The following is a 13,718-nucleotide window of genomic DNA, read 5'->3' on the forward strand; positions in this document are numbered from 1 at the left end:
GGGAATCATGGTAAAGGAGGTGGAAAGCGACAATAAATCCGAAAAAACGGCATAACAGCGAGTTCCGTTCTTGGGAAGGAGGTGATCAGAGTAAATCCCAGGACGGAGGTAACTATACAACTTTAGAAAACGGAGAGGCGGGCAGCATTTTGCAATGGTTCATAGGAAGATTCTATGATAAAATAAAGAAAGCTGTTAACAGCTTCTCTGTTAATCTTTAATCATAGCCCCTAAAGCAAACAGAAAGCAAGGGTTGATGTAAACTGTAGCATTATGAGGTGAAAATCATGTATGAAGTGATTAAGAATAAAGGCAAATTGGTGAAGGCTTATCAGCTGGGAAGCGATAATACTGTGATAAAAGAACTGGTGCAGAATGGAAAGATCTGTGATCTTGGTGATGGCAGGTATGAAATTCATTCGCAGGAGGCAGTCAACGGAGCTGTCGGCGGAGAGAAAGCGATGGTCGGTGACTGGATCAAGCTGGACAGTACCGGCAGTCCATATCCCAATGATAAGGAATACTTTGAGGCGAATCACAGACACATCGAAGGCGATACTTTTGAGCAGTTTCCGAAGCCTCTGTCAGCCTGGGATGCGAAGCTTGAGATGTGCCCAGAGGTAATGTTTCTGGTAGAAAAGAAGGAACTGGTCATTGATAAGGCATCTTCAGACAGAAGATATACGGCGCAGCTATGGGGAACCACAGAGGCAGCAGCAGAGGATGCAATGATCGTTTTCTACAGTATTTCTTATGATGATGCAGGCAATGTAACCGATTGTGACTGGAATTTCGTTGAGAGAGGTGAATTTAATAGAACATACAGTGTGATTCGATAGGTTAGGTTATTTTCACAAGGTTTAATGGATATAACAGCTAAAACTTTTCATATCAAAAAAGTATGTCGAAATTCAATAATTCAGGCAAATTAATGACACTACCATAGACTTGAAGGGGGGAAGTACATGAAATATACTGAATTAATACCTAATGTAAAGTGGAATTGTCCATCACACAATAACAGGAATGTTTTGGTAATATGTCATCCTCAACAAATTCCATTTTATCTTCCTAAACTAAAGGATTTTATTTGGGAACGCTTTACAAACATTACAATATGGCAGACTAATTTAGAAATTGCTGACAAGAATCAACTGCTGAAAGAAGTTGATCAGGTAGATGCAGTAATCTGCTTTGTAACAGAACTCCTGGTCTTAACATCAAATGTAATTGGAGATGATCTGATTCCGATAATAATAGAAAAAAAATATCCGTTTCTCCCAATTTTAGATGGCAAAAATTTGGAACAGATATTTGAACAGAAGTATGGGCATATACATTTTGTTAAGTATAATGAAAATCAAACGTTAAAATTTGATGCTATTGAAAAATTTATTAAAGGACTCCCGTTACATGAAAAAAGGAAAAATCAGTGGTTCGAACTCTCAAACAGGAATATGGAATCTTTTTCTCAGACATATTTTATCAGTTATAGGAAGGTTGATGGCAAATACATTGATTATTTACAGCATAGAATTCACAAAGAATCATCTCTTGTAGATACAAAGTTGTGGTATGATGCCTATCTTGTGCCTGGGGAGAATTACGATAATAATTTGCTGAGAATTATTGATAAATGTTCTGCTGTGATATTAGTAATTACCCCACACTTATTGGAACCTAATAACTATGTGTTAAGGGTTGAAGTGCCATTTGCAAAAGAATGTGGTAAGCCTATAATCGGTATTATGATGGAAGAAACCGATTTGAAGGTCATACGAGACTTATATGGAGTAGAAAAAATATATAGAATACAAAAATGGGATTCATTTACCGATATCTTATTTGATGCTGGAATTCCTGTTCCAGAGATAGATTCATATCCACGTCATCTTTATAGGCTTGCAACAGCATATATAGATGGCAATGATGTTGAATGTAATATGCAAATTGCATGCGGGTTGTTATATCAGGCTATACAATACAAATATCATGATGCGTATACAAAATTGATTGAAATTAAAACTGGAGAGTATGAGAAATCTGTAATGAATAGATATTTTCAAGCGAATCACTTGAAGGGGATAGAAGATAATTCAGAGTTGAATGATGACAACGGTGAAATGTCTGAACGATTGTATAAAAAAAAAGGATGATAACAAACCCATAATTTATAAAGAATCTTATAAAGATATTGTTGAGGCTAAGAGACTTTTTGATGAATATATTAAGATTCTAAAGGAAAGATATGAGATAAATTCGACTGAAAGTTGCTTTATTCCCTTGCTTGATTGTCTTAGAAAATATGGTGAGTTTTATTTGAATGAGAATATGTTCAAACAAGCTTTGGAGCCGCTACTCCTTTTTTATAAATATGTTGAACCATTAGAGAAACAAGAGCCAAGTAAGCTATATACGTATTTGAGCGTGGCAAGTTTGTTGCTGGCAAAGACATATGATGCATTGGAAGATTATGACATAGCAGAAGAGTATTATAAAAAGTCAGTTGATACTGATCGTATGCTGAATGATGGAAATTCTACATATAACTCTATTACATATACAAATCTGCTGACGTCATTGTGTGAATTTGGTGATTTTTGCCAAAAGCGTGGCAAATTATTAAGAGCAAAAATTTTATATCAGGAAGTTTTGGAGACGATTCAGAACAATGGTGTGTTTTACGGCAGGGAATGGAACGATGTCACTGTATACCATGGGTATGAAGATGAAACTACGGTTAATAGAACAGAGGAGGCAACTAGATTTGCAATAATTAGTTTGTGGGAAATTGAAACGGAGCTTCTTAAGGTGGGAAAATTCAGACCAACTATAAAGAAATACTCCAGAAAATTGATTACCAGTCCCCAAATTCTAAAAAGCTGTGAAGAAGATGACGTAGAATTGCTATCACACGAGATAATGATAAACTCATTTGATAAAATTCGTTGGCTAATAGACTTTACATCAAAATCGGAGTTAGAATTCGATATTTGTCAGAATAGATTTTGCGTGGACGCAAAGTGTTTGACAGCGGTGATGGAATTGGATACCAGTGATGTCTGTCAATTAGTAGTTCATACAGTGGATATAGACCAAGCAACTAAAATTTTAAAGGAAATAGTTAAGATGTTGAATGAATAATAGTAAGCGCTAAATATTTAAATGATAATCGTTATGCGAATGTCGTTAAGACTTTCGAAGAGCAAACATCGTATCTGGTTTTCCATGTGAATTAGATGAGGGAATAACTTATGGCAAAGATAGGAGAATACCGACTGCGGATTTATGATCTTCTATATGAAAAACCTATTTGCGAATATGCAGAAACCAGAGGAAACAAGAAGCAGAGTAATGTTCTGATCCTTGGAACCGGATGGACCGGAAACGAGGCATTCAAGGCGGCATTCTGGGCCGGTCAGGCACTGGATACGGAACTGAATATCACCGTGGCTTCTCAGAATGCGGCAGCTTATAAGGAGCAGGTCCTTTCTGCAAAGGCTGGAGCATATATGCCTGCGCTTAAATTATATGCGGAGCAGAAACATTATGCGAATCTGTGTTTTGTCGATATTGATGTTGAAGAAGGAGTGGATGCTGCCGGACTGGCTCCGCTTGATTTTGCTGCTAATAGATATAATTATGTTATCATCTCTCTGGGTGATGCAGAATATAACTGGCTGGCGGCTTCGGAACTGATTACGCAGATTTCTGAGGCACAGGCAGAATCGGCAGAGCAGCAACACGGAGTACTTGTCAATATCTTCAACGAATTTTCTGACAGTATCAGTACAGATGAGCAGGAGATGCTGATGGATGAAGGTCGGGACAATGGCATCGAGGTACATTTCTTTGGTAATGAATCTGTGATTGGCACAGAACTTGATCAAATCGCCCGCAATATCAATTTTAGCTATAGTATGAAATATGACCAGCGCATTAACAAACAGGATGCGGATAATCAGTTTGAGGAAAGCCGAATTGCCGAATTTGTGGAGTCTCCAAAGGACTATGAGGTTGGGGATATCAGCGTCATAGCCAATTTTATCGGTGCAAAGTACGCGGCGGATTCTTCCTTTGCATCTGCAGTTCATATTCCGGTAAAGCTGGCTATGTGCAGAAAAGCGGACAAAAAGAAGGATCCCGTGGATACACTAAAGGAAGCTATCCGAAAGAAGAATAAGCTTTACTGGAGTCTGGTTGCTTTGGAACATCGTCGCTGGAATGCATATACCGTAACACGCGGGTTCCGTGCACCGACACCTGAGGAAGAGGAAACACTGCTTTACCAAAATGGTAATACCCATCAGGATAAACAGCGACTCCTACATATGTGTCTGTGTGATTGTGGAACGAAAGCTTCGTTGACAAATGACTTTGATCATCAGTATGATTTATGGATCAGAAAAAAATGCCCGGTAAACGATCCGTCTGAACTTGACCGGGCCAGCTTGAGAGCACATCAGCTCACCAAAAAGCTATCCAGCCAGGTTGACATAGAAGCTGTTCTTCATCATGTTGCCGGCAGTAGTCCCGAGTATTCCAACCTGAGACGTGCGATTTCGAAACTGGCCAATGATGACGATAATTCTCTGGTGCTTTATCAGAAGTCTCTGGATGTAGCAATGGAATATGCGTTATCAATTTCCTCAGAGGAGGCAGACCGCCTTACAGAAGTAGACCAGATGCTTTCAACGATTAAAATCAGAAATGCCAGGATGGATTTTTTCAGCCTGGATGAACAGCTGGTGGAAATGTTGCCATTTGCGCTTTGGTATGGGAAGAAGTATGGAACAGTAATCACTTTGAGTGATGGAATGACCACATCTACATATGATGTAATCATTCCAACGCTTTTCTGTGCGCAGAATGCTATATTTATTGGGAAAGCAGTCAACAGCCGGAAATACCAGAAGGCGATTGCAAAATATTTTGAGAGTCGTGGAAAGAATACGATGCCGGAGTTTATAACACTATCATCCATGGATGTGGAGTCGATATTTGCTTGCCTTGAGGAGCAACTTATAAAGTATGGACATCATGATATCGTCATTAATTGTGTGCCAAATCGGGGGTATGATGCGGCTCTTGCTATCGGGCGACTGATGGAAAAGTATCCGGGAAATATCAATGCTGTCCAGTATCTGCAAAATAAGGGGATCGTATCGTTTTCGACAGATAAAAATGTTGGTGTTGGATTGGATAATAGGAATTTTTCGCTTGCGGAATATATCCAGCTTATGGGCGGAAGGATTGCCAATGAATATGCTGGTCTTTATGACAGCAGTGAGTATGAGTCTATCATGGCATTGTTTAAGAAATATTGTGAGCCGACGCATCTTAAATGTGCCAATGGAAAGGCTTCTGGCAGTTTCAATACCTGGGCCGCAGTTACAAAATTCTTTTCTCAGTCGGCAAAAGACACGAATTACGGCGATGGAATAAAGCAGGAACTGGAAGGTGATGAACTACATTATACAGGTTCATTCCCCGAAGCTATCTTCCGAAATTCAATGATCGGCAATGTGCTGGAACAATTGCAGACGTATCACATCATTCGTGATTATGAGAGGAATATTGCAGGCAACATAATTGCGGTTGATTTTGTATATATAAATCCAGAGATTGGAGATTTGCTACGACGGTTTGAACTGGGGCAGGTAACCGAAGAAGATCAGTATAAGTCATTAAAATTTATTCCAATGAATGGCGGTTTGAAGGTTTCCAGCCGCCTTGTGCAGCAGGCGCCGATCATATCTCCCGGTGAAACGGAAGCACATAGAAAGGTGAAAATGGCTTTCTTGCAGGATCTTCAGCAGAGGAGATACATAGAGAATCTGCAGATTAATTCGGATGACGATACGGTTTCCTTTGCATTCCGCGATACAGCCACCATGAGACTTATGAAAACACAGGGACTGATTTTTGAGTTGATTGTCTATTACCTGATGCGTGAATCGGGAAAATATGATGATGTGGAAACCGGCGTTAAGATTGCCTGGGATTCTGAAGATATTCCACAGGAGCAACAGTTGATTGAAATGCTTGATCGAAAGGGGCCATCTTGCTTTGGATACAGTGAATATGTAAAAGCCAGAAGTAATCAAACAGACCATCATTGGTGAAAGTGAATCTGTAAAAAATGAGATTGATATCATCGCTTTAAACGGAATGAATGCCACGATGGTTTCCTGCAAGACATCCGTGTTAGCGTCGGGCGAGTTTCGCCATTCAGAGTCGGATTAAAAACGCCAATCTCAGTCAATTTAAAATCGCCAATGCATCATGTATGTATGTTATTAACAGTTACGCATTTTTATACTCCGTATGTTTTGCGATACCAGCCTCAAGACCAAGTGTTTCCAGCTTGCGTCCCCGGTAACTGTCACCTTTGATCATAAATACAGTGGCGTCATCAAAAACCCGGTCTAAAGAACAAAGCAGCGTATCATCTTCGCTGAAATATTCGCCCCACTGGTTTGGTGTTTTGTTGCTGGTAAAAATCATGGTGCTGGGACCATCTTTATTATAGCGGCGGTCAATCACATCAAAGAACATACGGGTGTTCTCTTTATCGAACACACACCTGCCGATCTCATCAATGATCAGGCAGGAAGGCTTTACCAGCCCGTTGATGACAGCCCCCTCCCGGCCGTGTTTCCTTGCATCCGTCAACTTTTGGTTGAGTTCGCTTGCCCTTAAGAAATAAGTCTTATATCCTTTCAGGCAGCATTCCCGCCCAAAAGCCATGGCCAGATGAGTTTTGCCTACACCCTGCGGCCCAATAAATGCCAGATTTTTTCCTGCATACAGAGCGGACAGAGAAGAGAGGTTCTTCAGTGACTGCACATGCTTTCCATGGAGCCGGCTGAAATCAAATCTTTCAAAGGTTTTCGGCTCATTCATAGGAAGCTTGCTCAGTTTTAGCATTGTGTGGACCATGGAGTCATATTTTTTCTGCTCCAGGTATTCAAAAACTCCGCAGACTGCCTCCAGAGCTTCCGGCGAAAGTTCTTTTTCATCGGCATAGCTGGCCAGTTCTGTTGTATAAAGATCGATCTTCAGTGCCTTTGCACTGGACTGGATTCTTTCAAGTATTGATTCATTCATCCCACAGGCCCTCCTCAAAGTTGAATTTTTCAAATCCGGAGTGCTGTTTGGGTGGCTCTATCTGAAAGATCCGGGTTTTGACTGGCATTGATGGGACTTCTTCCGGCTGTTCTGTCACATACTGATCCCGGCAGAAACTGTCTCTTCTCATCCAGGTAACATCATGGGTGGTCAGGACTTTGCTGAGATCGGATGCGTAGATATAGAGGGTAAAGGAATCTCTCCGGATCCTGCAGGTCTTCTGGGTGTACCAGTACGGGACGCCGAAGCGCCGCCCTTCATAATGGACAAATCCATCGAAAGAAATTTTTCTTTCCGGACAGAGATAGAAAGCAAGTGCCTGTGTTTTTGTTAATACGGAAGCAACAGCCATGCAGTCTTCCTGATGCTTTTCACAGGGGATACAGTCCACCGCTTTATGGTATATGCTGTTCTGGCGGTTGCACCATCCGATGGCTTCCAGATTTAATTCGGTAATCGTGCCAAAAACTCTGCCAGCAAGGAAGTTATCTTTTACGAAGCGGATCAGGCGCTCCACCTTTCCTTTGGTGAAAGGATGCCTTGGTTTACAGAGCTTCGTCTGGAAACCGATCGTTTCCATGAACACTTTATAATCTTTCTGCCAGATAGGATGTCCCTCTGGATCACGCCGGATCACGACACTTTTCATGTTGTCTGTCAGTATATAGTGCGGGATTCCCATATAAGTAAAAGCATGGATCATCCCTATGAAAAGATTTTCCTGTCTGGCATTGGGGAAGAATTCGATGTATCTTTCCCCGCAATGATGGCAGATCATAGCAAAACATGCGACCTTATAGGAAGCATCGGTATTTGTATCTACCTGGACAAAGCCCCAGTCCATCTGATAGGATTCCCCAGGGGAAGTTTGATATCTGCGTCCCCGGTTTCCCTGAGGGGCAACGAGCTGACGCTTGGGCGGGACAAGATCCCGGTGATCAGCGATATAAGTTTTTACGGTTGTTAACCCACCGGTATATCCAGCTTCCTGCAGCCGCTCAAAGCATACAGAAGAATTCGTGACGCCTTTTCGGAGCAGTCCGTCAATAATGCCGCTATATCCGGTCAGAACCGTAGCTGTTGATTTTTGTCCTGTCCTCCCATGTGGCGTAACAATAAAGTTATTTTCTTTTAAGTGCCTTAGCCTGGATCTGCTGAGCCCGGTTCGGCGTTCCAGTTCTGCAAGATTAATTTTGGCAAGGTTGAAATTTTCGCCTTGTTCCTGCTTTATTTCGTTGATTGCTTGTGTTATGATTTTTTGTAAGTCATTACATGTAGCATCTTCGTGCATAAATCCTCCTTTTCTGATGCATTGGCTTATCATCAGTATAAGAGGATGAAGACCTGTATGTAATGGCTTTTTTAATTTGACTAGGATTGGCTATTTTAGCCTGACACTAGATGGTTATTTTAACCCGACGCTAATACCGATAATGATAATATGCAGTGGGTATATGAGATCAGAGCGGTATCGGATCACTTCCAGTCAAAGGGTGTGCTGGCGGTCTCTTCGGACTATCGGAATAAGAGCAGAGCTGCGTTTGTGGAGCGGGCAAATCAGATGAATGTTACGCTCTGGGGGACGGAGACGCTGTGGAATTCAATGTTCAAGGCGTGAGCAGAATAAGCAGGAAAGAACCATCGGTATTGAAGCACCAATACAGATGGTTCTTTAGTATTCTTATAGTTTCAGGCAGGAGTTTTACCTCTCAAAAGTATTGTTTTTCTCTCCTTCAATATCCCAAGCAGTTTCAATGATCAAATCTGTTTGCTCGATATTGGTATTATCCACTTCCTGGAAATAAGTATAGATTTCTTCAAAGGAGAAATAACGACTAAATCTTTTATCCAAATACGGTTCAATTTCTTCTCGAGATTTAAAACTCTCATAATCTTTCCAGTTTACCTTGCGCATGGCGGTTACACTTAATTGTCGATGTAAGTCAATCAAGTCATCCCAAGAACAAAGACAAGGATGTAATTTAGCAATTTGCAAAACATGTCGTTTGACCCCAGAACTCATAAACTGAATTACCCGGTTGGAATCGACAGGTAACCATCCACGTGTCAGTTGGAAACAGCACCATCTCATATGTTCGTAACGCGCTAATTGTTCAATCAACCTTTTATTTGACGTGATTTTGGCCTTGTAATTAGAGGCAAGCTCTTTACGGATTTTTTTATTCCACCAAGCATCACTATTCTGTATGAACCATGAGTCGGGGAAAACCCCTGCCTCATAGAGTCTGTAGGGAATGCTGACAGCCGCTCCGAAGGAAGAGTCGCGATTATATAGTCTTTTAAAGTATGAATTTAGTTCTTTATTGCAACTATTATTATCCAGGCTCGCCTTACGATATTGTAGATGTATACACTGAGATACGGTCTCTATTATGCCGCCAGATAATTGATCCCAGGAATATAAACTCTCTTTAGTTCCAAAGGGAATCAAGTTGTAGTCATTGAACCATTGTTTTCCATGTTCTTCTTCTTTCGGGACAATTAGTTCATTGACTAGTCCAGCAATATCCGGATCAAAACAGCGCACGGCAATAGTAGCATTATATTTTGAATAATTATTACTGTGACCGGTTAATACAGATTGACGGACCGTATGTTCACGTATTTTTATAGCAAGGCTTATACCTTCTGTATCAGAAGAGGAATCAACTATATAATATAGATATTCAGAAGGATTCCACAGCTTTTCCAGTTCTGCTTGTAAGGCCTGGCTGGAAAAGGAAGTGTGTGTGAATTCTATATCAGGGAAATTTATATCCGTTATCTTAGCCTTAATGTCACGAGCACCCGGGTTTTCAATTTTTCCATTCAGTAATGAAACGGAGGCTAGTCCGGGGCATTGTGATATTATTGAATGATATAATTCAGTAGCATAAGGTGAAATTATACTTATTTTTGATTTCACGTTAGTATCAAAGCGAGGTAATGTCCAAAATGCTTCTTTAATAAGCCATTCTGAATATTTAAGATTTTTATTATCTGTTGCTAACACAATATGTATGCACTGAGTATCGTTACCAGCATTTCTGGCAAGGGTAAGTGGATAAAAGTGTGGATGTCGAGCAAACAAAAAGTCTGCGCTTCGCTTTGCTTCATCTATTAGATATATTTTTATCAACTTCAATCCAGATTGTTTAGTTATTTCACTATCTTCTGTAAAATAGCTGAGGGCTGTGTCCAGTAGAGGTGTGATCTCTGCCTCGTGACAACGAATGTATAAATCCAGATTTTGCCAATCAGAGATACTTGTTTCACCCTGTGTGATACTGGATTTTATTTTATCTAATATATTGATTGCGTCACGAAGATTTAAACTATAATCATCATTTACAAGAAGAATCCGTTGATTCTGATTGCTTACTAAAGTAGATTCCGGCGCTTCGGATATAATTTCATGCCATTTAGGAGGTGCGGTGTGAATTATCCAATCACAAATTGAACTTTCATAATCACAGTTTAATGTATACGTCCCATTGCTATCTATATTGGAAGGTAACGGGTGATTTTTTATTTCGGTTTTCTCTTTAGAAATATAGGAACTTTTATAATAGATAGCTCCACGAATAATATTTTTTATTGTTCCAAAATAAGCGGGAACTGGATAACCATTTTCACAACACATAATAAGATGGCTTAAGGTTTTTGCCATAATTTCGTCAGAGGCATTCTTATAAGTACAAAATATTTTCTCGCATAGTTCTCCGGCAGAGTTAAACTCGTGCGCTCCTAATTTTGCCTTTATTTTTTGTAATTCACCATATGCCTGTTTGGTGTCATCGTTTTCATCAACTTGGCTACTAGTTGCAGTTGTTTGATTAGACGTATTAAAAATTGACAATGATTCTGACGGAAAAAGCATATTCGCTATTCGAAATAGTTCTTCCTGATAGTAAGTGTTCTTATCGGTCGCATTTTCCCAAATATACCATATAGATGCAATGACCGATAATGAGGCAATACGTTCAAAAAACAGATTTTTTTCTTCCGAAAGTTGGGCAAATTCTTCGTCGTCTTTATAGTATTTGGAGCGGCCGTCACAGGATGGAATGTCCTTGATAAGTGAATATAACGAAATTTGTTTTTCTCTATAGTGTAACTGAACATCTACATTTTCAAAGTCTCTTTTACTTCGATTACCTGCTGACCATTTATCAAGGTTTTTCTTCAATTTTGATAGATTATTATTTTTATTAAGATTATCGCTATCCCCATTTTCCTTAAGATTCTTGTTATCTATATCCACCTTTAGAATGTCACAAATATATTCGCAATAAAGTTCGATATCTGACTCTTTCAGGATTCTTCGACCATTAAGAGTATACTGATCGTTTTTGTCGGGTTCCAAGTGCTTCCGTTCTTCTGCTGTTAATTTTTCAATAGGAGTCAATACCTTCATCCATTGTCTTTTAAATTCATGGCGAATAGGAAATGAATTCATGTTATACGGAATGCCTTTAGAAGTTGTGTTTTCTAATAACAAATGTAGCATCCTTTCGGAGATACTTTTAGAATCAAGTGGGTTCTGTGTGCGTGAAAAAAGTCTGGTTCGTGCGGTTTTGTTCTCAACAAGATAAGTATAAAAATTATTTGTTTTTCCCCGCTGCTCTCGTTCATAAAAAGCGGATGTCTTAATTTTTTCTTTAAGTTCAGGATTGTCGAAAATCGCTGGCTTCAGCAAATATTCTACAATGTCTTCGGATTGATAGCCAGGCGGGATTAAATTATTCCAGGTAATACGTATCATGTTAGCCTCCTTTGCATAATTGAAATCGGATTTAAAGACCATCATAATAATAATTCTTAAAGTTATTATACCCACAAAAAGATACATGCTCAATATTTCCTCGAAAAGAAGTTTCAAAAGAACGTTCCAGAACAGGATGGTTTCATTCAGAGAAGGCTTGTTATGAGCATATTTGAAATCTCCTTTTTGAATTAATATAGAATCATCAAGAAAACTGTAGCACAGAGGGAGGAAATAGACATGAAAAAACTCAATGTAAAACTCGCAATCCAGAATACCGACCGCATCACCATCTATAACACCGGTGATCGTATCGAGTTCTACTATAACAACAGCAACAGAAGAGAGAAAGCTACCTGCTTTTATGAGATTCCGTTTTCTCTCTCGGTCAAGAAGTACTTTGGCTGCCATGGCCACACCATCGGCGAGCTTTATGGCTTTAAGGCCTGGTATAACAAGAAGCTTACAAGCGTCGTAACGACGCTGTTCCGTGAACTGGAGCACTCATTAACCAATGCAAAGACTGTAGCAGCAAGACAGGAGGTGATCTGCTATGAGAGATAACATTACCAATAGTACCAAATCTACCAGAAGAGGAAAGGAGGCTGCACTTGTGGATAGAGAGAAGATGCGTAAGCAGCGCTATAAAAAGGTGAATAATGGAAAAGGAAAGAAGATTGGTTCCTTTGAAGCCATTTGCCTGAATATCAGAGGTTTCTGTGATGGGCGCAACGGATTTCCGCGCCAGACCGATAGTAACGATTGGTATTCACCATTTATGAACCAAGAGGCTAACAGCTTTGGGGAGTTCTGCAGTCATACTTGGGGAAGTCTCCAGATTGAGAATGAAGGAGAGTATGCCCGTCTGGAGGAATTAATGGACGGTATTAGCCAGAAGAAGGGACTTCTGGAGATGGCAAAAGCGGATCTTGCCGTTGTTGCTACAAGGGAGAATGATTCGGAATTTGCCCGCAAGAAAGGCGAGGATAATCTGACGGATGCTCAGATCCGGGCAAGACGTAAAGCTGAAAAGGAAAAGAAGTTGGCTCCGGTAAAGAAAAAGGTAGCAGGTCTGGAGCGGGAGTTGAAAAATGCGGAAGAGGCGTTTTCAGCTCTGTACAGCAAGCTGGTCGAGGATGACAACACGACTCGTCTGATCTGCCATCGTGTTCGAGATCACATTCGGATGCGCCTTGATGTGTACTGGAATTCTGCGTTGAGACGTCATCCGGATGGCGCATCCATGCCGGTTGTACCTGTAATAGAATTGGAGGATGAGGCGGAGGAAGCATATCTTAGCCTGCATAAGGTACTGATGAAGCGTGCGGCTGCGATCCGTGATGCGATTCAGGATGAGGCAGCAGAAAAGGAGGTGGCGTAAATGTTCGGAAGAAAAAAGAAGCAGGCTCAGTTCAATACGATGGATGATTCCAGAGTGACTGTATATGATTTCAAGCGTCGTATACAGTGTCTGTTTGAGTCCTATCGTTCCACTGATTACAGACTTTATACCGGGCTCAGTGAGGAAGAGATGAAGCCGAAGATTGACAGGCATCTGGAAGCTTTGTTTGCCGGGGACGTGGACGATGGTAACGGCGATATGCTCGACAATATCATTTTTGGACCGTACAGAGAGTCGGTGCCGTATTTGAATATTCAGCGTCTTAACCACAAGGATATGAACCGTCGTCTGGTTGCACGCAGGGTTTCTGACCGTATGGATTTCGAAAGGATCCGCGATGAGCGCAAGGAAGAACTGGAACGCTTGGAACAGGAATATAAAGATGTATGCAGTAAGATGGCAGCAGTAGAGGAGGGTTAA

General features: G+C 40.6%; 11 protein-coding genes. 8 read left to right on the top strand and 3 right to left on the bottom strand.

The features are described 5' to 3' along the window. Positions 1 to 287: 287 nt before the first annotated feature. The 4 genes from B5E62_RS10145 to B5E62_RS10160 all read left to right on the top strand — a co-directional run bounded on the left by B5E62_RS10145 (position 288) and on the right by B5E62_RS10160 (position 6,125). Positions 288 to 839, top strand: a complete 552-nt coding sequence (locus B5E62_RS10145) for a hypothetical protein (RefSeq protein WP_087174455.1) — start codon at positions 288 to 290, stop codon at positions 837 to 839. A gap of 126 nt (positions 840 to 965) precedes the next feature. Continuing rightward, on the top strand, positions 966 to 2,156 hold the full coding sequence (locus tag B5E62_RS10150; protein ID WP_087174456.1) for a toll/interleukin-1 receptor domain-containing protein: 1,191 nt from the start codon (positions 966 to 968) through the stop codon (positions 2,154 to 2,156). Then, on the top strand, positions 2,107 to 3,144 hold the full coding sequence (locus B5E62_RS10155; RefSeq protein WP_087174457.1) for a tetratricopeptide repeat protein: 1,038 nt from the start codon (positions 2,107 to 2,109) through the stop codon (positions 3,142 to 3,144). Before B5E62_RS10150 ends, B5E62_RS10155 begins: the two co-directional genes overlap by 50 nt. A 110-nt stretch (positions 3,145 to 3,254) precedes the next feature. Beyond that, positions 3,255 to 6,125, top strand: a complete 2,871-nt coding sequence (locus tag B5E62_RS10160) for a hypothetical protein (RefSeq protein WP_087174458.1) — start codon at positions 3,255 to 3,257, stop codon at positions 6,123 to 6,125. Positions 6,126 to 6,306: 181 nt separating this feature from the next. On the opposite strand, the gene B5E62_RS10165 is transcribed toward B5E62_RS10160, so the two are convergent. Both B5E62_RS10165 and istA read right to left on the bottom strand, forming a co-directional pair. Further along, complete coding sequence (locus B5E62_RS10165) at positions 6,307 to 7,143, bottom strand: ATP-binding protein (RefSeq protein ID WP_206414315.1); 837 nt, start codon at positions 7,141 to 7,143, stop codon at positions 6,307 to 6,309. Continuing rightward, the gene (gene istA / locus B5E62_RS10170; protein WP_087174460.1) at positions 7,103 to 8,422 is read right to left on the bottom strand and encodes an IS21 family transposase; all 1,320 of its coding nucleotides are present in this window, start codon (positions 8,420 to 8,422) and stop codon (positions 7,103 to 7,105) included. The genes B5E62_RS10165 and istA overlap by 41 nt, the downstream gene beginning before the upstream one ends. Positions 8,423 to 8,572: 150 nt before the next feature. Between istA and B5E62_RS16935 the strand changes: the two genes are divergently transcribed. Beyond that, a complete protein-coding gene (locus tag B5E62_RS16935) occupies positions 8,573 to 8,749 on the top strand; it encodes a hypothetical protein (RefSeq protein WP_162610296.1) in 177 nt (58 codons plus the stop codon). 84 nt (positions 8,750 to 8,833) lie between these two features. On the opposite strand, the gene B5E62_RS10175 is transcribed toward B5E62_RS16935, so the two are convergent. Then, entirely contained in the window at positions 8,834 to 11,896 is a 3,063-nt protein-coding gene (locus B5E62_RS10175) for a hypothetical protein (protein WP_143468845.1), read from the bottom strand. Positions 11,897 to 12,136: 240 nt separating this feature from the next. Here B5E62_RS10175 and B5E62_RS10180 point away from each other — a divergent pair, with 240 nt between their 5' ends. The 3 genes from B5E62_RS10180 to B5E62_RS10190 are packed head-to-tail and all read left to right on the top strand — an operon-like array spanning position 12,137 to position 13,718. Beyond that, positions 12,137 to 12,460, top strand: a complete 324-nt coding sequence (locus B5E62_RS10180) for a hypothetical protein (protein WP_087174462.1) — start codon at positions 12,137 to 12,139, stop codon at positions 12,458 to 12,460. Further along, positions 12,450 to 13,277 (top strand): hypothetical protein, encoded by an 828-nt coding sequence (locus B5E62_RS10185; protein ID WP_087174463.1) that lies wholly within the window; start codon positions 12,450 to 12,452, stop codon positions 13,275 to 13,277. The genes B5E62_RS10180 and B5E62_RS10185 overlap by 11 nt, the downstream gene beginning before the upstream one ends. Further along, a complete protein-coding gene (locus B5E62_RS10190; protein ID WP_087174464.1) occupies positions 13,278 to 13,718 on the top strand; it encodes a hypothetical protein in 441 nt (146 codons plus the stop codon). It begins immediately after the preceding gene.

The organism is Lachnoclostridium sp. An118 (assembly GCF_002160985.1).
In the GTDB taxonomy this organism is placed as follows: domain Bacteria; phylum Bacillota; class Clostridia; order Lachnospirales; family Lachnospiraceae; genus Claveliimonas; species Claveliimonas stercoravium.

What these genes read in the sequence shown, in the direction of transcription:
- B5E62_RS10145 (WP_087174455.1), top strand. Translation starts at nt 288, where the DNA reads ATGTATGAAGTGATTAAGAATAAAGGCAAATTGGTGAAGGCTTATCAG.
- B5E62_RS10150 (WP_087174456.1), top strand. Translation starts at nt 966, where the DNA reads ATGAAATATACTGAATTAATACCTAATGTAAAGTGGAATTGTCCATCA.
- B5E62_RS10155 (WP_087174457.1), top strand. Translation starts at nt 2,107, where the DNA reads ATGATGACAACGGTGAAATGTCTGAACGATTGTATAAAAAAAAAGGAT.
- B5E62_RS10160 (WP_087174458.1), top strand. Translation starts at nt 3,255, where the DNA reads ATGGCAAAGATAGGAGAATACCGACTGCGGATTTATGATCTTCTATAT.
- istA (WP_087174460.1), bottom strand. Translation starts at nt 8,422, where the DNA reads ATGCACGAAGATGCTACATGTAATGACTTACAAAAAATCATAACACAA.
- B5E62_RS16935 (WP_162610296.1), top strand. Translation starts at nt 8,573, where the DNA reads ATGCAGTGGGTATATGAGATCAGAGCGGTATCGGATCACTTCCAGTCA.
- B5E62_RS10175 (WP_143468845.1), bottom strand. Translation starts at nt 11,896, where the DNA reads ATGATACGTATTACCTGGAATAATTTAATCCCGCCTGGCTATCAATCC.
- B5E62_RS10180 (WP_087174462.1), top strand. Translation starts at nt 12,137, where the DNA reads ATGAAAAAACTCAATGTAAAACTCGCAATCCAGAATACCGACCGCATC.
- B5E62_RS10185 (WP_087174463.1), top strand. Translation starts at nt 12,450, where the DNA reads ATGAGAGATAACATTACCAATAGTACCAAATCTACCAGAAGAGGAAAG.
- B5E62_RS10190 (WP_087174464.1), top strand. Translation starts at nt 13,278, where the DNA reads ATGTTCGGAAGAAAAAAGAAGCAGGCTCAGTTCAATACGATGGATGAT.